This window comes from Brenneria alni, from assembly GCF_003666245.1.
Lineage (GTDB): Bacteria > Pseudomonadota > Gammaproteobacteria > Enterobacterales > Enterobacteriaceae > Brenneria > Brenneria alni.
The window spans coordinates 22,608-45,403 of sequence record NZ_MJLZ01000030.1 but is presented as its reverse complement, the minus strand read 5'-3'; the positions used below and the strand labels follow the sequence as shown (position 1 = coordinate 45,403).

Annotated in this window: 20 protein-coding genes; 6 read left to right on the top strand and 14 right to left on the bottom strand. The window is 53.3% G+C overall.

From position 1 onward, the window contains the following. Positions 1–6: 6 nt before the first annotated feature. From tssA to BIY29_RS13430, 14 genes are all read right to left on the bottom strand, one after another. Positions 7–1,425, bottom strand: a complete 1,419-nt coding sequence (gene tssA / locus BIY29_RS13495) for a type VI secretion system protein TssA (RefSeq protein ID WP_121575630.1) — start codon at positions 1,423–1,425, stop codon at positions 7–9. Between the two features lie 8 nt (positions 1,426–1,433). Next, positions 1,434–1,982: a type VI secretion system-associated protein VasI gene (vasI, locus tag BIY29_RS13490; RefSeq protein WP_121575629.1), complete on the bottom strand. Its 549-nt coding sequence runs from the start codon at positions 1,980–1,982 to the stop codon at positions 1,434–1,436. Further along, positions 1,982–3,520 carry a sigma-54 interaction domain-containing protein gene (locus tag BIY29_RS13485; RefSeq protein ID WP_121575628.1) on the bottom strand — a complete coding sequence of 513 codons (1,539 nt, stop codon included), beginning with the start codon at positions 3,518–3,520 and terminating at the stop codon, positions 1,982–1,984. The genes vasI and BIY29_RS13485 overlap by 1 nt, the downstream gene beginning before the upstream one ends. A 2-nt stretch (positions 3,521–3,522) precedes the next feature. Further along, positions 3,523–6,147, bottom strand: coding sequence for a type VI secretion system ATPase TssH (gene tssH, locus BIY29_RS13480; protein WP_121575627.1), 2,625 nt, complete (start codon positions 6,145–6,147; stop codon positions 3,523–3,525). A 13-nt stretch (positions 6,148–6,160) separates the two neighbouring features. Then, the gene (icmH, locus tag BIY29_RS13475) at positions 6,161–6,934 is read right to left on the bottom strand and encodes a type IVB secretion system protein IcmH/DotU (protein WP_205680344.1); all 774 of its coding nucleotides are present in this window, start codon (positions 6,932–6,934) and stop codon (positions 6,161–6,163) included. Positions 6,935–6,951: 17 nt separating this feature from the next. Next, positions 6,952–8,289 carry a type VI secretion system baseplate subunit TssK gene (gene tssK / locus BIY29_RS13470; RefSeq protein ID WP_121575626.1) on the bottom strand — a complete coding sequence of 446 codons (1,338 nt, stop codon included), beginning with the start codon at positions 8,287–8,289 and terminating at the stop codon, positions 6,952–6,954. A gap of 2 nt (positions 8,290–8,291) precedes the next feature. Beyond that, positions 8,292–8,819 carry a type VI secretion system lipoprotein TssJ gene (gene tssJ, locus BIY29_RS13465; protein WP_121575625.1) on the bottom strand — a complete coding sequence of 176 codons (528 nt, stop codon included), beginning with the start codon at positions 8,817–8,819 and terminating at the stop codon, positions 8,292–8,294. After that, on the bottom strand, positions 8,819–10,105 hold the full coding sequence (gene tagH / locus BIY29_RS13460) for a type VI secretion system-associated FHA domain protein TagH (RefSeq protein WP_170158941.1): 1,287 nt from the start codon (positions 10,103–10,105) through the stop codon (positions 8,819–8,821). The genes tssJ and tagH overlap by 1 nt, the downstream gene beginning before the upstream one ends. Then, positions 10,042–11,040, bottom strand: coding sequence for a type VI secretion system baseplate subunit TssG (tssG, locus tag BIY29_RS13455; protein ID WP_121575623.1), 999 nt, complete (start codon positions 11,038–11,040; stop codon positions 10,042–10,044). The genes tagH and tssG overlap by 64 nt, the downstream gene beginning before the upstream one ends. Further along, positions 11,004–12,770, bottom strand: a complete 1,767-nt coding sequence (gene tssF, locus BIY29_RS13450) for a type VI secretion system baseplate subunit TssF (protein ID WP_121575622.1) — start codon at positions 12,768–12,770, stop codon at positions 11,004–11,006. The genes tssG and tssF overlap by 37 nt, the downstream gene beginning before the upstream one ends. A 3-nt stretch (positions 12,771–12,773) precedes the next feature. Next, complete coding sequence (gene tssE, locus BIY29_RS13445; protein WP_121575621.1) at positions 12,774–13,205, bottom strand: type VI secretion system baseplate subunit TssE; 432 nt, start codon at positions 13,203–13,205, stop codon at positions 12,774–12,776. A gap of 6 nt (positions 13,206–13,211) precedes the next feature. Next, positions 13,212–14,690: a type VI secretion system contractile sheath large subunit gene (gene tssC, locus BIY29_RS13440; protein WP_121575620.1), complete on the bottom strand. Its 1,479-nt coding sequence runs from the start codon at positions 14,688–14,690 to the stop codon at positions 13,212–13,214. A 30-nt stretch (positions 14,691–14,720) separates the two neighbouring features. After that, complete coding sequence (gene tssB / locus BIY29_RS13435) at positions 14,721–15,224, bottom strand: type VI secretion system contractile sheath small subunit (protein WP_121575619.1); 504 nt, start codon at positions 15,222–15,224, stop codon at positions 14,721–14,723. A gap of 861 nt (positions 15,225–16,085) precedes the next feature. Beyond that, positions 16,086–17,000, bottom strand: coding sequence for a LysR family transcriptional regulator (locus BIY29_RS13430; protein WP_121575618.1), 915 nt, complete (start codon positions 16,998–17,000; stop codon positions 16,086–16,088). A gap of 238 nt (positions 17,001–17,238) precedes the next feature. Between BIY29_RS13430 and BIY29_RS13425 the strand changes: the two genes are divergently transcribed. From BIY29_RS13425 to BIY29_RS13400, 6 genes are all read left to right on the top strand, one after another. After that, positions 17,239–18,798, top strand: coding sequence for a class I adenylate-forming enzyme family protein (locus BIY29_RS13425; RefSeq protein ID WP_121575617.1), 1,560 nt, complete (start codon positions 17,239–17,241; stop codon positions 18,796–18,798). A 113-nt stretch (positions 18,799–18,911) separates the two neighbouring features. Then, positions 18,912–19,193, top strand: coding sequence for an acyl carrier protein (locus tag BIY29_RS13420; protein WP_121575616.1), 282 nt, complete (start codon positions 18,912–18,914; stop codon positions 19,191–19,193). Further along, on the top strand, positions 19,190–19,687 hold the full coding sequence (locus tag BIY29_RS13415) for a 3-hydroxyacyl-ACP dehydratase FabZ family protein (RefSeq protein ID WP_121575615.1): 498 nt from the start codon (positions 19,190–19,192) through the stop codon (positions 19,685–19,687). The genes BIY29_RS13420 and BIY29_RS13415 overlap by 4 nt, the downstream gene beginning before the upstream one ends. Further along, the gene (locus BIY29_RS13410; protein ID WP_121575614.1) at positions 19,681–20,823 is read left to right on the top strand and encodes a beta-ketoacyl-[acyl-carrier-protein] synthase family protein; all 1,143 of its coding nucleotides are present in this window, start codon (positions 19,681–19,683) and stop codon (positions 20,821–20,823) included. Before BIY29_RS13415 ends, BIY29_RS13410 begins: the two co-directional genes overlap by 7 nt. Further along, a complete protein-coding gene (locus tag BIY29_RS13405) occupies positions 20,820–21,356 on the top strand; it encodes a coronafacic acid synthetase (RefSeq protein ID WP_240630143.1) in 537 nt (178 codons plus the stop codon). The genes BIY29_RS13410 and BIY29_RS13405 overlap by 4 nt, the downstream gene beginning before the upstream one ends. Further along, positions 21,353–22,795: a class I adenylate-forming enzyme family protein gene (locus BIY29_RS13400; RefSeq protein WP_121575613.1), complete on the top strand. Its 1,443-nt coding sequence runs from the start codon at positions 21,353–21,355 to the stop codon at positions 22,793–22,795. Before BIY29_RS13405 ends, BIY29_RS13400 begins: the two co-directional genes overlap by 4 nt. Position 22,796 lies beyond the last annotated feature (1 nt).

Sequence of the window (22,796 nt, the reverse complement as noted above, 5' to 3'; positions counted from 1 at the left end):
ACCTGTTCAACTCCGAATGTCCTGTTTCGACCAGGAAGCGGCATGGCGATCAAGACGGCTCACCAGACCGGGTTCCCACTGTGCCAACCCTAATCGTTGCGCTTCCTGCCACAAGCCGTGATAGTGCTGCCCCGCCAGCGTTTTCATGCCTTCAGCAGCCAGAAAATCCGCCAGCGCCAGTTGGGTGTAAAAACGCCCGCGCGGCTCCTTTTGCTGCTGCATACGTTCATCCAGCAGCGCCAGCGCGGCATCCAGCCCCTTTTCCGCCCGGCACGCTTTCACTTCGCCCGCCGGATCAGTCTGCCCGGTGGGCGGGCTGGCGGCGGGCTGCGCCGACCGCAGCCATTCGTCGCAGTCGGCGGGATAAAACGGCGTGCCGTCGCTGAAAGCGAGATCCCGCAGTACCGGAAAACGTTGCAGGAAAGCGGAAAGCTCTTCGGCTATCGCCACGGCGAGAGCCGGATGGCCCAACCGGATCGCCGCCTGTGCGGACAGCCGGTGCCCGTCAAACCAATAGGGCGCCAGCGTCAGGCTCTGTTCAACCCGGCGCCACAACGCCGGATCGGCCTGCGGCAACGCGGCCTGATAGTCGTTGACCATATCGGCGGGCACCGGCGCAAGCTGCGTTTTATTGCCTTTTCCCGCTATCGGCGGCGAAGAGATCCCGCTCCAGACGGCGTGTCTGCGCAGGCGATATCCCACCGCCGCCTCCGGCTGCTGTTCTACCAGCAGTTCCGCCACCTTGAGCAAGGTTTGCCGCCAGGCCCGTTCGTTCGAGCCGTCTATCTCAACCGTATCGCATTCGCCAACAGCCGCAGCCGATCGCGTATCGGCGCGGGTTTTCTGTGGCGCTTGCCGCGTTTCATTAACCTGCGTCTTTTCCTGCTGTTGACGCTGCGCCCGGCGCAATTCAGAGAACAGGCCGTCAAGCAGTTCGCCGTTATCCGGCGCCACGCTCTGCCAGCACTGCGCAAGGCCTTCCGTCAGTTGCAGCAGTTGCGCCAGCTCCGCGCCGGATGCCCGTTCGCCCAGACGCGGAAACGCGCTTTCAAACCGTTTGACTACCTGATTCATCAAGCGTCGCTTCTGCTGCGCGCTGGCTGGCCAGGCCAGTTCCCAATATGCCGCCACCCAGCTTTCGAGTAGCATCAATGCGGTGGCGAAAGGCGCGGGTCTGGCAGGATGTTGCAGACAGCGCAACATCTGCGCCAATACACGCATGTCTTTCGTCTTGTTTTCCAGCAACGTCAGGCAGCGCTCGGCCACGTCATTAAGGTTGACCTGGCTATGCGCCAGAGAACCCAGCTTGACCAGTTCGGTCTCCACGTACTCCCACTGCGGATCGTCGGCAGGCACCGCGCCACGCGTCGCCTCATCCGGCAAATCCGCCAGCAGCCGCCGGCACCAGGGATGGGAATTCTCCATATCGTCTCCTACCACCTGCAGCGTTGACGCAGCGGTTTTACCGCGTCGTTCAGGCCGGACAGGTCAATACGCAGCGATCGCCCGCTCTCTTCCGACAGCACCAGTTCCCGCTGTCCCATCCAGCGTTTCAGTTCTTCGATGGCTGGCAATCCCCGGCCAAATTCAAGCAATCGCCCCTGTTCGCGGATAAACCAGTTGCCTGACGTCGGAATCCCGTCAATACGGGCCACCACCCGCTCTCCCTGCCAGGGTTGCGCCAGTCGCAGGCGCAGATGGGTGATCTCGTTGACGCAGGCGACGGTCAAAACGGTGTCCGGCGCGACGGTTCGGGTCAACGTCAGATTGCCTGCGGCGTGATCCTCACTCAGTTGGAACGCTTTTTCATCCGTGTCCGGCGCAACGGCGATACTCTCCAGATTGCGGCCTATCGCGTCATAACACGCCAGACGCATTTCCTGCTGCGTTTCTTCCCGGCACTGCCGCAACAGCGCCTCCCAGCCGGAAGCGGGCTGTACGGAAACCGGAGCCAACAGCGGTAGTAACGCCAAAAAACTCATTAGCCGACCTCCAATTTCTGGCATTTATGGTTCAAGGTACGTCTGGGAATATTGAGGCTTTCAGCCACCCGTTCCCGGTTCCCCTGGAAATAGCGCATTTTGGCGGCGATGACCGCCGCCTCGTATTGCTGGATCGCCAGACGCAAGTCACAGATATGGTTGTAGTCGTCTGCGGATAGCATCGGACTGCCGCTCAGACGCTCACGAAGCTCCGGCGGCAGGGCATCAAGGCCGACAGGCTGACCATCGGGCGTCTGCGCACAGGCAACTTCAAGGAGGTTTCTGAGTTCGCGCACGTTGCCCGGAAAATCGTAGCCCAGTAGTTGTTTCAGAAAGGTGCGCGTCAAGCCGCCGAACTGCTTTCCCTCCTGCCGGGCAAAATGGGATATGAAGTGTTCGCACAGCAGCCCGATGTCATCCGGACGTTCACGCAGCGGCGGCACCAGCAGCAAACACTGGCACAACCGGTGATACAAATCCTGGCGGAAACGCCCTTCATTGACGAGCTGTTCCAACGGCTGATGGGTGGCGGCAATCAGGCGGAAATCGGAATGCCGCTCTTTTTCTCCGCCCAGCGGCCTAAAACTACGGGTTTCCAGCACCCGCAGCAATTTGGCCTGCATCGTCAGCGGCATATCGCCGACCTCATCCAGAAACAACGTGCCGCCATTAGCCTGCGCCACCAGCCCGGTTTTATCGCTCTGAGCGCCGGAAAATGCGCCCTTCCGGTAGCCGAACAGTTCGCTCTCAATCAGGTTTTCCGGGATCGCCGCGCAGTTGATGGCGACAAAAGGTTGCGCCTCCCGGCTGGAGCATTGATGCAACAGCCGGGCGACCACATCCTTGCCGGAACCGGTTTCCCCCTGAATCAGCACCGATAAGCGATGCGCCGCCGCCTGAGAAACCTGCCGGTACAATTGCCGTATTGCAGTGGATTGGCCGATCATCTTCTCTTCCAGCACCTTTTCCTGTCGGCGTCGCTGCTCATTTTCACCAGCGATAGTACGTAAAGACGTTTTCAGCGCACTGCACTCGCGTTGGCTGTCACCCAAAGCGCGCAGCAGTCGCAACTGCCGGACGAAGACTTGCGTCAGCAGGGAAACATCATCTTTCTCCTGCCATTGCCTTAGTGCCTCGCCGCTGTCAAACAGGGCAACAATGCCCCAGGGTCTGTCCTCATCCTCTTTTACCGGCAAGGCATACAGCCCGCACTGCGATCCGACATCGTTCAACAGCCGCCGAAATCGCTGATGCTCAATGCGGGCGCCGCCGTACAACGTATCCCAGACGCAGACATTATCTTTGAGCAGCACATGCGCCAGCGGATGGCTGAAATCATTGGTTTCCAGCGTCAACGACACCGCACTCTTCCCCATCCAGCCCTGACACTCCAGATAACGGCCACTGACATCCACCATGCCAAGCAACACACCTTGTGGCCGCCAGTGCAGTTGCAACGCGGTAAGCAACCAGCGCGTCAGCGACGCTTCATCACGCGCCTGAGTCAGCGAAAGGGCGATATCGAGGGCACCCCGCATGGTCAGCCCCCCACCTCTGAAACAAACTGACCGTCGACGACGCGAAAACGAATAGTGCTCACTGCTTCGCCTGCGGAGACGCGTTGCAATAGTTGCAGCGACACCGGCGGCAACAGCGCACCGTCGATCACCGACTCCAGCATACGAGCGCCGTTTTCGCTGCGATTGGCCCGACGCAGAATTTCTTCCGCCACCTCGGCGTCAATCAACACGCTGGCGTTAAAGCGCGTCTGCAACAGCACGGACAGCCGGGACAGTTTGCCCTGCACGATGTCGACAAGCGTGGCATGAGACAGCGGCAGGTAGGGGATCACTTCCATACGCGCCAGCAGCGCCGGCTTGAAGAATGCGGCCAATTCAGGATAGAGCGCATCCAGCAGGCCGTCCTGACGTTCGGCATGGCCGACGATGGTCTGAAAGCCGAGATTGGAGGTCAGGAAAAAGACCACGTTCTTACAATCGATGAGACGCCCTTCTCCATCGGCCAGTTCGCCTTTGTCAAAGGCCTGATAGAACAGGTTCAGCACATCGGGATGCGCTTTCTCCACTTCATCCAGCAGCACCACCGAATAAGGCTTCTGACGAATAGCTTCCGTCAGAATGCCGCCTTCGCCGAAACCGACATAACCCGGCGGCGAACCGATGAGGCGCGAAACGGTGTGCTTTTCCTGATATTCGGACATGTTGATGGTAGTGAGATAGTGACGCCCGCCGAACAACAGATCAGCAATTTGCAACACAGTTTCCGTTTTCCCCACGCCGCTCGGCCCCACCAGCAGGAACGCGCCCAGTGGCCGTCCAGCGCGCCGCAGATCCGCCCGTGCGGTCAGCAAATGCTTATGCAACTGGCTGACGGCCAGTTCCTGCCCTTTAATCGTTTCCCCCAGATAATCCGGCAGGCGCGTCACCACCTCCAGTTCGCTTTGCGAGATGCGGTTCAGCGGCACGCCCGTCCACTCGGCGATCACCGCCGCGACTTGCGTTTTATCGACGTGTGCCGATACCAGCGCCGATTCCCGTTGTGTCTCGGCCAGCTCGCTTTCCAGCGCAGCAAGACGCGCCGACGCCGCCTGCGGCGTCATGGCTTCGCCGTCGAACTCCAGCGCCTCCGGCGCGTCATCGGCCAGCAGCAGCGCACGCAACGCCACTATCTGTTTCACCTGTTCACTCTGCCGCCGCCAACGATCCTCAATGTTCGCCAATTCGACCTGCGCTTGTTGCCGTTCAGCCTCAAGTTCCGCCAGCCGTTGTGCGTTATCCCCCAGCCCAATCCGGCTCTGGCGCTCAAGTTGGCCGATTTCCAGCGCCTGCTGACGCAGGCTGTTTTGTAAATGGCTGACCGCACGCGGCGGTGTAGTCAGGCCGATCGCTACCCGTGCGCAGGCGGTATCCAGCACGTCGATCGCCTTGTCCGGCAGTTGCCGTCCCGAAATATAGCGGGCGGACAACTGCGCGGCGGCGTGTAGCGCTTCTTCATCAATCAACACGCCGTGGGCTTGTTCGTAAATCGCCCGCAGGCCGCGCAGAATGACGGTGGCCTCATCTATATTGGGTTCGCCGACTTTCACCAGTTGGAAACGGCGTGACAGCGCGGCGTCTTTTTCCACATATTTTTTATATTCGCTCCAGGTGGTCGCCGCGACGGTGCGCAGTTCGCCCCGCGCCAGTGCGGGTTTGATCAGGTTGGAGACATCCAACCCGCCTGCCTGGTTTCCTGCCCCGATCAGCGTATGCGCTTCGTCGATGAAAAGAATGACTGGCCGGGGAGACGCTTTGACCTCCTGCATCACGCCTTTAAAACGCTTTTCAAACTCGCCTTTTATTGACGCGCCAGCCTGCATCGCTCCCAAATCCAGCGATAACAGTTCCACGTCGCGCAGCTTTTCCGGCACCTGACCGGCGATGATACGCAGCGCCAGTCCTTCGATCAGCGCGCTTTTGCCTACCCCGGCCTCGCCCACGATAATGGGGTTGTTTTTACGGCGCCGGGACAGGATGTCGATCATCAGATCAATCTCTTCGTCGCGGCACAGCACCGGATCAAGGCTTCCCTGCCGGGCCTGTTCAGTCACGTTCTGAGTGAAACGCCCCAGCAGCGTTGCATCCGTAGGCAACGGCGTTGTCGCATCGTTGCCGCTGGATTTCACCGTCTCCGTTTCGGCGGAATCTTTCACCCATTCGTCAAACTGCTGACGCAACAGCTCGCAGTTGACTTGCGCCAGCAGGCGCGTCGCCGCGCCGGACAGATAACGATGCGGCGTCATCAGCAATACCAGCAGCAATACGCCGCTGCGCAGCACCGTTTGGCGTAGTTCGGCGGACGCCAACAACCAACTATCCTGCAACCACTCCACCAGCAGCGGCGAGAAAGCGGGATACCCGGCGACGTCGCTCTTGTCCGCGCCCGCAGGCTGCAACAGCGTTTTTAGTTCATCCGTATCCACCTCGGCGCGTTTCAGGATCGCACGGACATCGCTTAACGGCGTTTCAATTGCTTTCAGCAACAGGTGCTCAACGCGGATTTCCGCACCCTGATGATTGACGCAAAGCGCCGCCGCTTCCTCAAGCATATGGCGACAGAGGGGATTGAGGCGTTCAACAAGAACGGGCAGTTCAATTCGGATCACAATGAATACTCCCTTATTGCAATAGTTCACCCAACTGACGCAGCACATCCTGAGTCTGGTTGCCGAGCTGATGGTGATAGAGGCCGAACACCGCAGCCAGCGCAACGCATATGCCGAGGAACAGCGTGCGTAACGAAAGCTGCCTGTGCAGACGATAGCGGGAAGCCTGCTGCCCCAGGTTCAGATGAAACACCACAGGCCGCGTTACCGGTTCGGGGCGCAGCGTCTGATGGAGTTTGCGCACAATGGCGGCAAACTCGCCGTGGCCCTGCGGCATGACGCGATAACGCCCTTCAAACCCCAGACACAAACAGAGATAAATAAATTCGAGAATATCGCGGTAACGCGTCGGGTCATCCTGCAACCTTTCCAGCAAGGCGAACACTTTCTCTCCGCCCCAGGTTTCGTTATGGAAACGCGCCAGCAGGGAATGCTCCGACCAGACGCTCTGGCTGCCCCATTCGCGCCCCATCACCGCTTCGTCGATGAACGTGCAGAGGATGTAGCGGAACGAGAGAATGACGCCGTGTTCATAGCCCTGCGACGTCAGTTCCTGTTCGATGGCCTGAATTTCCGCCACCACGGATTGATAAAGTTCAGGCACACGATCGTAGGCGGTCATCTGCCGCACCCGTTCGACCATGCCGAATAGCGGCGTTACCGCATCCACCATCGGATTAATACTCTGCCCCCGCATACGGAACCAGTAGTCGGAGTCCATGTTCATCTGTCTGGCGTTTTCATACAGCATATCGCCCAGTCGCTCATGTTTGATTACGTCGGTCATCGTCATTCCTCTCCGGTTCACTGGCCGCGGATAGCCCAGAGCTGCATGTCAAGTTCGGGGAATTCGCCGGCGATGTGGAAAGCAAGCGTGTTGCCCATCACCAGCATCTGCCATGCCGGACTTTGTTTATCCAACTGGAAGTAGCTGTAACCTGCATGGTAGGGAAGCTGGCGCGGCGCCACCGGCAGCGGGATCAGCGGCACGCCGGGCAGTTGCAGGCTGATCAGTTCGCGGATCTTCTCGCTGGACGCCACTTTAGTCTGCTGCAACAGTTGCTTGCGCAGTTGCTCCTGCGGCATACGCGCCCGCACCGCCAGAACGAACTCGGCGCCGGTCATCAATTCGCTGTCGCCGACGACCGCCATCATCACGCCGTACTGTTGCTTACGCAGTTGGATGGAGACGGCGCGCGGCGACAGCACTGTGCTCAACGCCTGGCGCAATGCCAGCATCACCGGCTCGAAACTGGTCTTCTGATCGTCATGGTAGTAGGCGGGAAACTCCGGCGGCAGGCGCGACTCATCGGTAAACGTCATCAGTTCGCCGCACAGTTGCACCAGCGACTCATGCAGCCGCTCAGGGTGCAACGTGCCCAGCCGAGCCAGATGAGAGAGCTGCGGCTGCGCCCGATTGAGCAGTTGCAGCATCATGAACTCGGCGACGTCCGCCACGCCCTGCTGGCCGGGAGCGGCGATACGCTGGGCCAGACTGCGGGCGCGCTCGGCCACCAGTCCGGCTGACTCTCCCAGAAAGCGTTTCAGCGCAGGAATGGCCGTTATGCTAATACTGCATGGCATAAATCCGGGATCGAGCGTCAGGCCGCCATCAGGCCGTTTATCCAAAATATTGGCGATCGCCAGCGACGCATACGCACTGCGATCTTCCCGCTCGAGCATCAGACGCAGACTGACGCACCCCACCTCCAGCGAGGCCACATCCCCTTTTTCGCTGTGCAAATCCCGCACGTCGTGGCGGTGCGCCTGCAAGCGGGCCGCCACATGCTGCTCCGGGCGGCTCACTTCGTTGACGCCGCTGACCGCCAGTGGGATAGCCAGATACACCTTCTGATTGGTGACGGAGGCATCGGTAATCTCCAGTGGTTGCGGCAGCGCGTCATCGTTGGGAATATTGAATACAGTGCCATCCGGCATCACACCAGCCGCGCTCACCAGCGCGATGCGGCCAAAATTGAGATACTCTTCGTTAATCGCCAGCGACTGCAAACCATAGTAATAGTCGCTGATGGCGCTGAGGCGGGCATGGAGCGTATAGTCAACATGCCGTTGCTGCTGCTGAAAATGCTGCGGTTTGATAAAAAGGCCTTCACGCCAGATAACCCGGTTGCGAATTGACATATTTATTCTTCTTCTCGTTGCAGTTCGACTTCATCCAGACGCAGATGCACCAGAATCTGGTAGGAACGTCCTGTGTTTTTGACTTTGATGACCTTGCGCCATTCGGCGCTATCAGGATCTGCATAACGGGCGATGACGCCGATATAATGAGTTTTCTCATCCAGTTTGACGGGTTTCAGATATTTGAATTGCCCCGGCAGCAGCGTGTAATCCTGGTGATCGAGATAATTCTTGCCCAGCGCCTTTTCAATATCAGCCGTGACCTGATCGTAATCGGCCGCCAGTAGTTTGGAGTCTTCCGCCAGCATCACTATCTGAAACTCTACCGGCGCCGCCTCGCCGCTCTCATTCGGATTGACGTCAGGCTCCGCCACCAGACTGAAGCCGACGGTGGACGGCTGATCATCATGGCTGCCGACCTGGATGTCGGGATTCATCGCTACGTCCGCCATTTTGCCCAGAGTGCTACAGCCCGACAGCGCCAACGTCAGTAACAAAAACGGCAGCCAGAAGAAACCACGATGCCGCATTATCTTTGCCCCTGCCGTTCACGCACAGCGCGGTCATAGGCCTGGGAATAAACCTGCTGGAACAGTTTCTGGAATCCTTGCTGGCGTATCGAGGTCAGCTCACGGAAATAGTGCTGATACATGGACCACACCCAGCTATCGTCCGCCTGAGTCGCCTCCCCGCTTCTGCGATAATGGCCGAAGCGCTCCAGCAATACGTCAGGGGAAAATGCCTGTAAAATGCTCTCCAGCGCCACGCCAATGGCCTGCTGGTTGGCAATATGATGAATGCGGACGTTGCGCAGCACTTCCGCCACCGCCGCTGGCGCAGAGAGATGAACCGGACTTTTGCCTTCGGCAAACAACAGCGCCAGCGTCTCGTCATAATCCAGCCCCAGACGCAGCGGGTTATCCTCAATCGGGCGCAGGTGCTTATCCGCCAGCGCCGCCTGCTCTTGCTGCAACGTCAGCAACCCTTCAACTAACGCCCGCACTGTTTTGCCCATCTCTTCCAGCATGGCGTCCGCCTGCTGAGTATCTGGCGTCTGGATATGTCGGCCCAGCCCGCGCATCAATGCCGACAGCGCCGTACCCCCGTCCGTGTAGTCGTTCAATGCCGGAACGCCTCCCTGAATGGTGGGTAATTCGATAAATTTTTGATCCATTGCGTCCTCGCTAGCGGAGAGAGATGAAGCCTGAGAAAGAGGAGATGCGGCGGTGTCCGGTTCCTGATTAACCAGACCGGCGATGCTCTGCCGTTCCTGCTGCAAAACCCAGAGCGGGTCGTTGTACATGTCAGGCGGCGCGGCGTTATCCCGCACCGGTTTTTTCTCCCGGTCAAACCAGTCATCAATGTCATTTTCCTGACGGTTGCCCAGGATCTGATCGAGTTCCGGCTCTACACGAACCGGCCCCAGATGAACGCCAATGCGGAAAGGCCCGACGATCAGCTCATCCCCTTGTTGCAGAAACACTTTGCGCATCGGGCCTATCGGCGAGGTCGAACCGTTGATGAACGTCTGTCCGCTGACATCGCACAGACAAAAGCGCCCGTCCAACCACTCGATACGGGCATGAGCCGGTGACACCGCGCCCAGCCGATCCTTGAGCCGCCAACTGTCCTCGTTCGATGCTCCCAGCGTCCCGCCGTCTTGACCAAACTGATACTGAACCTGAGAATTGCCTTCCAACTGCTCACTGTTGAGCACCAACAGTGAAAGTTGCTGATTAAATCCGTTCACAATCACTCCTGTACGCAAATCGTCACATAGGGATCGCCCGGCGGCTGCCCCAGAAAACTGCTCCATCCCAAACAGGCGTTCTGCTGGTCGCCAAGACAAATGCCCTTCGCTTCATCGTCGCCAAAACCCAGACGCAAATCCCACGCCAGTTGATCGCGCAGAATGAAAGACACAAAACGCACCAGCGACGCGAAATGCTCCCCGTTGGGCAAAAATTTGAGGAACTGCGAGAAGCTCAGATTACCTATCCTGAGCAAAAATTTTCCGGCGCAGTCGTCGACCTTGTCTCCAATCACAAAATTATCGCCAAGCGTGATGTTGACGCGATCCAGCCGGTTCTGCTGCTGCTCGCAAATCGATACCTGGCGCTCCTGCCAGACCATTACCTCGACGCTGTCCAGATCAAAACAGTGCGCCACCAAACCGGCCACCACCTCCGGCGACCGGCTGGGACTGGCTATCATCCCGGCGTAAGAAAGCATCTTGGCGCGGTTGACCGGCAGGCTTTCGCGCACCGCGTCGTTACCCAGCCCCACCAGCGCAAACATCAGGCGCGAAAAACCATCCGTACCGTCGTTCTGGAAACGCACGTGATAGCGATACTTGCGCCACACCCGATGCAACAAGGTGAGCAGCCGGTGGTGGAAAAAGTCGAGAAACAGCCCCAACCGCGGCTCTTGCTGCGCATACTCCCAGGCCAGTTCATCCAGGTAATAACCGGGCATCGGCGACTGACTGCCATGCAATCCGAGGAACGCCACCTCCAGTTGGTGCCGTCCCTCTTCATCCTCGGCTATTCCCACGATATCGCTGCTGTGGAACCCCAGAGACGCCGTCGCCTTGAAATAAATCCGTTCAAATTCCGGCCTAAAGTCCAGATCCCGTTCCTGATCCACCTTTTCCAACCGTTGAAGCAGCTCAACCAGTTGAAAAAACGTGAAGCGTGAAACCCCGTCGCCAGCCATCACATCATGGAGTGCTGACCTATCTGTACCGGCCATCGGTAACGCTCCTTGTTATCAAGGTTGAGCACTTCCAGCAGGTGAAAAGCATTCACGCTGGCATAGAGGGAAAGAAAATGAGCCAGAACGGTGCTGAACAGATAAAGCTCGCCTTCGCTGGAAAATGCAGACTGGCGGATCGACAACACCGACTTAAGCCCGCGCACCGGCATTCCCCGCACCAACCGATCGACCGGTTCCGTTTCAATCGATTCAATACCGGCCAGGCGCTTGCGTGAGGCCTGCTCCGCCTGTTTGTCATACAGCGTCGGAAAATCGTAGGTGCGCAACACCTGCACCAACGCGTCGCGCCGCAGCAACGACACATAGTTCAACGACAGGTTGGAAATCAGCGTCCAATGCAGACTGCCGTCCAGCGTGGGACGCAGCGGCCGCGTGGGGCGGATCAGGTTACGAAATGTGGCGAAAGAGGGTGAATTGCCCGCCGGTTCGCTGATGGCGCCGACCAGAAGCCGGGACGCCTTGTCCCGGTTGGTGCAGGTCAGCGTCACGGAAATGGATTCACCCAGCCCGATGACTTCTGTTTCGTCGCCGCGCACAAACGACAGAGCATGTTCAAAGCCATCCTCGCCAACCGATTCGCGCACCCGAATGCGGTAATAGAGCGCCAGACGCCCTTTGACGCGCTCGATCTGATGCTGAAAACTCTCAAATGGCTGATAAACGCGGGACGTGCCGCGCGAACGGCCCGCAGGGTTTTCAATCCACCCTTCCACCTTGTCCACGGAAAAGATTTCATAGCTATCCGCGTAGCGGTAACTGGCTTTCAACGGATACTCGGTCTGGCGGCCATTGAGATCGATAGGTTCGCTTTCATGCTGGAACAGGTTGATTGCCGGTACGCAGTTCAACATGAACGAATCGGGACGAATTTTCAGTTCCGGCGGCAAAGGACGATCGAAACAGAAGTGCAACTTGAAGTCCGTCACCTGTAGCGGCTGGTTCGGCCAGTTCGCGCCGGAAAGCGTGTAAAAGAGGAAACTCTCAGGAAAACAGAAAAACTCTTGCAGAATACGATACCCGGAATAAACATTGCCCGGATAAGGCAGCAGCGCATCTTCTCTGGCAAAACCGACGGTCTTCAACGCGCCGGCGTCTTGCCGGAAACGCTTGCCGTCAATTTCCAGTTCAATGTACGACAGCTTGCTGGACAGCCAGAAATAAAGTTCATAGGCGGTGTAAGCGTCGCCGCCCAGGTAAAATCGCAGCTTATCCAGTTGCAGTTCATTAAACGGCAGAGGGCCATGCAAAGCGATATCCAGCGTGATCGCCGAGAGATCGTTACCGCTTTGCACGTTGATGTTCCGGATATCCGCAGGGTAGATCCAGATATCGTGACAGGTCTGAAAATGGCACACCACGTCATCGATCGGTTTGCTGTCGAGTTGGCACCCTCGACCGACAAAAGCAGGCTGCGCAATCGCCCCCGGCATCACCGAAAACTGCATAATCGTCATGCTGGGAACCGGGCGCAGATAATTTGGCCACAGCATGTTCAGCAGGCCATGCGTCAGTTCGGGGAATTCATCCTCGATTTTCGCCCGCAAGCTGCCGGTAAGAAAGGCGAATCCTTCCAGAAGCCGTTCAACGTCGGGATCTGTCGTCTGTTCCGACAAAAATCGGGTCAGCTCCGGGTGAGCCTGTGCAAATCGGCGTCCTTGCAGGCGCAGATAAGTCAGTTCATCCCTGAAATAGTGTTCCAGTTCCATAGATTAAGTCATTCTGTAATGGCGGTGGTTGTCCATCTGGATATTGAAAGACGTGACCTTCTCCAACTCCCCCAACCGTACCTGCGCGGTGACCTGAAAAGACATTTCCAGCAAATTCGAGGAATCGTCAGATGAAGTCACCTCAACATGAACAATGCGCGGGTCGTAGCGGCAGATGCATTGCCGGATCTCTTCCCGGATACGCCCACCGATGTCGGCGCTTCCTTGCGTCGCGTCATTCAGATCGATAACGCCAAGCTCCGGCGCGCTGCGACAACTGCCGGGGCGAGTATTCAGCACCCGGGCCAGTTGGCGTTTAACCGATGCGATCAGTGAAGCCAGTTCCGCTTCTGGAGAGGCGTCCCGCGTTTCGTCCCGGATACGATCGAACAAGCTGGCGGCACTCCCTCTGTCCCAGGAAGAGAGAGACGGCATGGCGCGTTATTCCTTATCCAGACGGCCAACCAGCGAGAGTTCAAAATTCGCTCCCATGTATTTAAAGTGCGGGCGAACGGCCATTGATACCTGATACCAGCCCGGATCCCCCTCCACATCCAGCACTTTAATCTGTGCGGCGCGCAGAGGACGACGACTGCGAACTTCTGCTGGCGGGTTTTCCTGATCAGCGACGTACTGTTTAATCCAGGTATTCAGTTCACGCTCCAGATCCTGACGTTCTTTCCAGGCGCCGATCTGCTCACGCTGCAACACTTTGATGTAGTGAGCCAGACGGTTGATGATGAACATATACGGCAGTTGCGTGCCCAGCTTGTAGTTGGTCTCCGCTTCTTTCCCCTCTTTGGTGTTGGGGAAGACTTTGGGTTTCTGCACCGAGTTGGCGGAGAAAAACGCGGCATTGTCGCTGTCTTTACGCATGGTCAGCGTAATAAAGCCCTCTTCCGCCATTTCGTATTCGCGCCGATCGGTAATCAGCACTTCCGTCGGGATCTTGGCCTGCAACTGGCCCATCGCCTCATAGACATGCACCGGCAGATCGGTAATCGAACCTCCGCTCTGCGGCCCGATAATATTCGGACACCAGCGGTATTTGGCGAAACTGTCGGTCAGCGCAGTGCCCATCAGGTAGGCCGTATTGCCCCATAGATAGGACTCGTGGTTAGCGCTGATATCCTCTTTGTAATTAAACCCCTTGATCGGGTTTTCCACCGGATCGTAAGGCAGACGGGCCAGAAAACGGGGAGCGGTCAGCCCCAGATAGCGGCCATCCTCCGATTCGCGCAGAGCGCGCCATTTGGTGTAGGCCGGCCCCTCGAATACCGACTTCAGATCCTTGATGGACGGCAGATCGGTAAAACTGTCCACGCCAAAAAATGTCGGTGCGACGGAAGAAATAAACGGCGCATGGGCCATCGCGCCCACCGCGCTGACATACTGCATCAGCTTGATGTCCGGCGAACTTTGCGTCAGTGCATAGTCGCCGATCACCGCGCCGACCGGCTGACCGCCAAACTGGCCGTAACCACTGGAATAGACATGCTTGTAAAAGCCGGATTGCGTAATCTCAGGCGCAAACTCGAAATCTTCCAGCAATTCCTGTTTGGTCGCGTGCAGCAACAGGATTTTGATGTTTTCGCGGAAATCCGTGCGATCAACCAACAGTTTCAGCGAGCGCCACGAGGACTCCAGCTCCTGCAATTCTTTCGCGTGCAGGATCACATCAACCTGCTTGCTCAATTTTTTGTCCAGCTCGACAATCATATTGTCGACCAGCGCTTTGTTCACTGGCTCGGCGGCATCGCCGCTATCAAGAATATTCGCCACCAGCGCGGCAATCCCCTGCTTGGCCACACTGTAACCTTCATCAACCGGCGTGATGCGGGCCTGCGCCATGATTTCGTCCAGCAGAGAGAAAGAGGCGCCTTCAGGTGCCGCCTGACGTTGTTCTTCAACCGTTGACATAACTATTTCCCTTTTCGTCAGTCTTGATATTTATTCAGCAGGTTTCAACAGATCCAATTCTTTGAGCAGTTGCTCACGCGCCTCTTCGCTGGCCAGCAGCTCCTGTAGACGGTTGCGGAATGCGGGGATGTTGCCGAGCGGCCCTTTCAGCGCCACCAGCGCTTCACGCAGTTCAAGCAATTTACGTAATTCGGGAACTTGCTCGGCAATGAGATCGGGAGAAAAGTCTTGCAGGGAATCGATATTCAATTTTATCGGCAGGTCATCCTGACTGTCTTCTTGCAGGCGGTTCGGGACATTGAAATTCAATTCCAATTTCGCCTCTTTCATGACTGAAGCAAAATTGTTTTTATCAATTGATACCGGCTGGCGCTCTTCAATCGAAGCCTCTTCCGGCCGTCCCTTCATATTTCCCACCACCATCAACGTCAGCGGCAGCTCTATTTCCGCTTGCTGTCCTCCGGTGGCCGGAACATATTTGACATTAATACGTTCCTTTGGCGCGACAGATGCACCATCATTTCCTTTTGCCATTTCCATCACCTGGTTGTGTGTCATCAAGGTCTTAAGACCAAACATTGCGAAAAGTTAAAAAAACCATCACAATACATTCACACGGATTAATAAAAACGCTTTTCAGACAGCGTTTTAAATAATCCATACACAATATCAATAACTATTGCAATCATTGATAATGATTTTTAGCCCTGGTGATGTTATTAAAAAAATAACCCATCTTAGAATGGGAAAATATGATTCAATTTTTCATTATATATGAAAACAACTTTATTACTTTTTATCTACATTGCATAAAGAGAAGGAATATTTTTCGTTGTAGTTAACAATACATAAAACTCAAACAGACCAACTGTGAACAGTTACTCTGATTAAACTCATTATCCGACGAAAACAACCCTGCCAAACAGTCAATAAGAGGCCAAATATCCACTCTATTACCTGAATTGATAACCAATGCCGGGTATCCACCACACACATCTGATATGTATCCGTGATCTCCATCACAAAAAACGAATACCTGACTAAGCGAATTACTACTTTAAAACTGTTCTGGACTGCGGCCACCAGATTAGTCTCTGGAGTACATCACCGGGCAGTGCCACAGTTATTTTTTAAAATTATTAGTAACATGCGTTTTTATTAACTTGCTAAATAAATTTTCCTACCGAAACGAATACGTTCAACCCGGTGGAATTAATGCCCTGATGTGCAGAGCCACCGTGTGCCGGCGTCTAGATAGTGACGTGGTCGCTGATGCCGGAGTCATCCGGGTAACGAAGCGGGACGCCCACTTGCCACGGTTCTGCCAGAAATATTGCAGCCCTGCATAAAAACTTGAACTCTCCTGCTTGTCCGAGTAAAGAAAGAATCAATACATCAGTTATTACAACGGAGGTTCGTTACATTTTTATCTGACAAATCGGCTTTAACACTTTCCAATAAAGAAAGTACATGATCATTAATGTAATTTTTCTTATTCAAAAAATAATACCCTTTACCAGAATAAAAAGCACATTTAAATGGAGCTGATAGCCTTCCTTTCATCACTTCATCAAAAACCATGCTGATATCGACTATTGCCACCCCTAGTCCTTTAATCGCAGCGCTAATTGCTGAATCCATGGTTCCAAACTCATACTTATTGACAATCTGAAACCTATTTTTCAAACCCGCCTCTTTACACCACAAAAACCAATCCAATTCTCTTGATTTAATATAAACAAGATCAATTAAAATTTCCGCTTCTCTTTCAAAGAGATACAATAAATCTGGAGACACAACGGCAATTAAACACTCTGAGGACAATAAAGTATGCCCCCACTCATCAGAAAACCCACCATCTCCATATTTTATTACCCCGTCATAAACCTGTAAATTGACAATTGAATGGGAAAAATCATCGTTGAAAGCTTCAATGTTAACCACTGGAAAGTCACTGTTATTTTTATATTTTTTAACAATAGGAATAAGCTGACGTAAAGCAAAAGTGCAAGGAGAGATAATATTCAATACATGTTCATCATGGTGAATCTTTTCACATGCTCTGCTTAGTATCCCGAATGCATACTGAAGATCTTCAGCTAAAACCTTACCTTCTTTGGTTAAAAAAATCTTTGGACCTTTACGGTAGAAAAGCTTTCGCTCAAAAAAAATTTCCATTGTATTAATATGCTTGCTAATTGCACTTTGTGAAATTAATAGCTCGCTAGCAGCTAAAGTAAAAGATTGATGCCTGGCGGCTGATTCAAAAGCTTTTAATGCGTAAAGAGGAGGAACTTTAGTCCAGTTCATTTATTCATCTCCATATGCCCAATAAACGCACGGCAGCTATCTATCCAAATGCAAGCATATAACAATAAATCTAAAAAACAATCATGAAAAAAAATAATAGTAACAATGAGTATTTTCCCTTTTTTAATTCGAAAAATTTCGCTTATAACCTAACAAAGGAACCGGTTTTATGATCCCAAAAATCAAATTAACAGTTTATTTATTTAAATTTTACCACTTAAAAAACTGGAGATAAGTCATGACCGTTTTTTCATTTTTTAGAAAACACGCTCTTTTACACTCATGTAAAACGGCTGTAATATTACAGGATCGTGAAGTATCTTTTTATGACTTATTGGGTTTAAGTGAAAAAATAGCAACTGCTTTGCAGCGAGCTGATATTAAAAAAGGAGATCGAATTTCGATTAACATGGGCAACAGGTTTGAGCTTATAGCCATATATTACGCATGTCTGAAAATTGGAGCCATCTTTGTCCCTATCAGCCTAAAATTATCAGCCAGTGAAATGAAAAATTTAATTCAACATAGCTCATCCCGTGTATACATTGGTGACAAAAAAAGATTTTATGAGGCAAAAAAAGAGATTGAATCATGCAAAAGGCTTGAAAAAAAATGGGTTATCGATCTAAAAAAAGAAGACGAAACAAATCATACTCATTCCTGGGAAAAAATGATTTTACAACCTTGTGAAGATTCAACAGAAAATATCGACACGAATGATCTCGCGTCTATATTTTACACATCAGGAACGACAGGGGAACCTAAAGGAATTGTTTATTCTCAAAAAACACTAATCGATGCTATCAATTTAACCAAAGCAACCATAAACCCCAAGCCACCCAACTCGGATGGAGAGAATCCTGCTATTCTTAGCTTAGTCGATCTCATCAGCCCGTGGAGTATACTTATTACTTTGGCGGCGCTTCAAAAGGGCTATTCGGTATTATTACTTTCAGAATCCGATATAGAAAATATTACAGAAAAATTAAAAGAAACAAAGCCAGCATGGATTGCAGGAACACCGTCAAACTTCCAGGAAATTATCAAAAAAGTAGAACAAAAGAATACTTCACTCGATCTTAGTGAAACGGTTTGTGTTTCGGGTGGCGATTCCTGTGCAACAGAATTAAGCCAGAAATTTTTTGAATGTTTTGGCTCTCGCCTTCAAAGCTCTTATGGACAGACAGAATTAGGCGGCCCTGTAATATACCATAACAATCTTTGCGCCATCAACGAACCTTCTATTGGTTGGCCCCTACCTGGCGTAGAAATTAAAATCAAGAACACTCAATCAAGTAATGGGGAGCTTTTCATTCGCTCTCCGGCAGAAACCATAGGGATTTGGGATGGACATGATATTGAGCTGTTTCCTTCTGGGCGGTGGCTCGCTACCGGAGATCTTGTTCGGCAGGAAAATAATGGAAACTTACTCTTTCTCGGGAGAGAAAAAGATCAAATAAAAATAGAAGGCTACCCGGTATACCCACTCGAAATTGAGCATGTTCTTATTCAACACGACGATATCGCTGCCTCAATCGTCTTTAGTATCCCTGATGCCTTTGCTGGTGAACGTATTATTGCATTAATTCAACCAAAAAAAGATCACTCACCCGATGTAGAAGAAATAGCATCCTATTTATCTGATCACCTCGCCTATTACAAACATCCCTCCGAATACATTGTCATAAAAAAAATGCCTGTAACTGCCACGGGAAAAACCAGCCGAAGAAAACTATCAAATGAATATTATTCATTGAAGAGTCAGGCAGAAATAACTTTTAACGTTAGAGATAACTAACAAGCTCCTTACAAAAATCAATACTTATGACATCTTGTAATACACCATGCATAGATAATGTAAATGGCACTTGATTTACTAAAAATCCATATTAACGGAAAGGAGACATCACCTTGAACAACATAGAAAACACCATTATAGGAATTCTCATTGATGATCTTTTTATTATTACTCCTCGTTCAGAAATTGAAAAAAACATCAATATGAATATGCGTGATGGTCTGGGTTTAGACTCACTTGGTTTCAGTGAGCTACGAGCCCAGTGTGAATATGCATTCCACATCAAAATCGAAGATGAGTATTTTACTCCTCAATACTTCGATTCAATCAAAACACTCTCGAATTTAATTTCTGACTTGATCCAAAACGCCAACACTCCGGGAAAAAACCAATGAATACACAAGTCCAGGATAAAGATAAACGTCAACCACGAGTCATGGGTTTCACGGAACTTAAGGGATGGTTAAGACACCGCCATCCTATGGTATATCTTGACCGCGTTCTTGATTACGAGCCCGCCGGTTATATTAAAACGCTCATGGCAGTTTCAGGGCAGACAGACGCCATCGCTGGCCATTTTCCTGAACGTGCTATCTTCCCGGCAAGCCACATGGTGCAGGCCATATCACAATCGGCAATTATTCTATTCCAGCTTTCGACATCACCGTTATCTGACGATGAAATAACATTGGTAGGTTCAATCAAATCCCGGTTTATTCGAGTTGTCGTACCCGGCGATCAGATCATTTTTCATCTTAATTGTGAAAGTTTGCGCGATAACTTTCTTACTTTTAGCTGTAAAGCGGAAGTCGCGGGCCAAACGGTGGGGATGCTCAAAGGATCGCTGGTACGCGAGAATATATCCACGCTGGGGGAACAGCTATGGTAAATAACCACACTCCTGTTTGGGTTACGGGTATCGCCTGGTCTACCGCGTTAGGAGACGAGATCGCCCCCGTGTGGCAATCGCTACTGGAGGATATCTCTGGCATCACCTACCTCGACGCCACGTTGCCTCTACGCAGTAATCTTGCCGCGCCTTTACCATCCCTCCCCCAAGAATGGGAAGGAGAGAAGCGTCAGCACATGCTGACGGTAAAAACCTTACGTAAGGCGTTGAAAGACGCCTCAATTTCTGTAGACGACCCGGACATTCTCCCAGTCTTAGGAACCAGCTACAGCCATCATTTAGACTCGCCTGATACCGTCTCGTTGTCGGAATGGTCGACCCGTGCAGTCAAAGAGGTCGGCTGTATCAACGCCCCTGTCACGGTAAGTACCGCCTGTTCAGCGGGATCCGATGCCATTTTAGCCAGCCTGAATTTTATCAAGGCAGGGCTTGCCGAAATATGCGTTTGTGGTGGAGCCGACATTCTGACAATAGGAAAACGGTTGAGCCATTCACGGCTAGGCACGATGTCTACCGATGGCTTGCGCGCATTCGATGTCAGCCATAACGGCACCGTACTTGGCGAAGGCGCTGCATTTCTGATTTTGGAATCCGAGGATCACGCCAGACGTCGTGGGGCCAAGCCCTACGGCATCCTCGCAGGCGCAGGTTCCGCCAATGACGCCGCCAGCGCGGTCGCGCCCGATTTATCAGGGCAAAACGTGATGCTCACCGTACAGCGTGCGCTCAAGAGCGCGGGTTTAAAACCGGAAGATATTTCCATTATCAACACACATGGCACGGGGACACAGGTTAACGACAGCGTAGAGGCAAAAGCATATTCACAGCTTTTTTCATCCTTACCCAATCCACCGACTCTATTCGCAACAAAAGGGGCGTTCGGGCACACGCTTGGCGCGACGGGCGCCATCGAGGCCATCGTAGTGCTACAAGCATTAAACACCCAGCGCCTTCCCCCGGTTCATGGATTGCGCTCCCCCATTAGCGGCCTCAATTTACCTGTCGCCACCCAAAAAAACATGGCCTGTTCCGCCACTGCGGGACTAAGCATCACGCTGGGATTCGGCGGATTTAATACTTGCCTGGTTTTCCAAAGTGCAGGGAGCGCAGCATGATGAAAAATGTCGAAACGTTAACCGCGCAACACCTTGATATAGTCGGTCAGGGGGAAGCGAATACGGCGGATTTGTCCACTTATAAGCCCGCACAAAAAGCGTCGCTCTATGCTGATCCTTTATCCTGGCTTGTCCTTGAGGCGGTTGAGCAGGCCATCGCCGAGCACCGCGACGCCATCGTGTCGGCCAGCGCGTCCGTGGGACATATAGCAATCAGCGACCATTGCACACTCAAGACCATACACGACATTACCGCGACGCTCTCTTCAGGACACCTTTCACCATTACGCTTTTCCGGCGCCTGCCCTGGAATGATCATCAGCCTCCCAGCGCAATTCCTACATTTTAACGGCCCGAGTATTGTCTGGAGTATGCCCCCGGACAACGTTCAGCCCTATGCTGCGGCGTTAGCGCGGATCTGGCTGGATGAAGGCTCAACGACACACGTCATTATTACCCTGCATCACATGGACGCGTCAGGCCATCACATTAGCAGCGTCGTCGTCACCAACAATAGGGGGCAACGCGAATGACTCCCCAACCCAAAATAACGCCCGATGCCGTTCAACACTTTCTTGATGGACTGATTCAAGTCAATGCTAAGGCGCAAGACACGCCGTGGGTTATTTTTCGCGATCTCGTCGACGATCTTCGGGCGCTCGGGGTTGAACCCGGCAAGCCCGTAATGCTGGCAATCCCGAATAACCTGCAATTCGCCGCCGCCGTTTTTGCCCTGTTGACGATTGGCGCGGTTCCCGTGCTGCTGCCGTCCTCCGCGCCAGCGTCTCGTATCCACCGTATCGCGCAGATTATCGGCGCCAGCGACCTGCTCGCGTTGCATGTTCCTCCCGGTCTGGCGCAAGCGCAGCCCGCACTGCCGTTGCCGCAATCCGTCCAGTTAATCCGGCTGGATATACCTAAGGTGCGCCGCTATCAGCCAGGCGAAATCATTCTTCTCACATCAGGAACTTCCGGCATATTCAGCGGTTGTTTGTTTCATATCGACGATTTATTCCGTAATGCGCTCAATCATGCGCAGGCCGTTGAGCAACGAGCAGAAGATCGGATATTGATCAATCTGCCAATGTACTACTCATATGCTTTCGTCGCGCAATTACTCTCTTCTTTTGCGCTGGGGAATCAGGCGGTTATTGCCGGCCCGCCCTTTACGCCAGGCAACTATGAGCAAACGATTGAAACCTATCAGATAACCCAGTCATCCATTACGCCAACGATGGTCAACGTCTGGCTGCAATCAGGTTGTGGGCCGCTCCCTGCCCCGTTACGCCGTTTAACCATCGGCGGCGATGCGCTTTCGGCCCACGCGGTTGAAGCCGTATTGGCGCGCAATCCTGGAATAGAGCTTTATCTCACCTACGGCCTGACCCAAGCCGGCCCTCGCGTTGCAACATTGGCTGCACACCGTGTTCCCCACGATAAGTATGCGTCTGTCGGCAAACCCTTTCCTGAAGTCAGGGTGTATCTGCGCAAAGATGCCCCCAGCGACAAGGAAGGCGAACTGATCGTCGAAACCTATACCGGCATGATCCGCCGAATTCGCAGCCAGGACGAAAGCATTGATACGCCCGTCAACGGACACCGTCGCATCATCAATACCGGCGATCGTTTCACCATTGATGAGGAGGGCTATCTGTTCTTTAAACAGCGCAACCCAACCTACGTCATGAGCCGCGGCGAAAAGGTGTGTTTGAAATCGGTCTGTGAGATAGCCGAAACCATCGCGGGGGTTTCTCGTGCGGAAGCCTGGGTACATGACGACACCTCTGTGGCGGGCAGTGCGGCATTCACACTGGACGTCTATTGTCACGACGCGTCACTGAGCGAAGGCGAGATTCGACGCCAGCTCGGCAAAATTCTGCTTCGCAGCGAACAACCGGCGATCATAGCGCTTCACTCCGCCTCGGACATGGGATGGAAAAAAACCGCGACGCAAAACATCGTCACTAAATAAC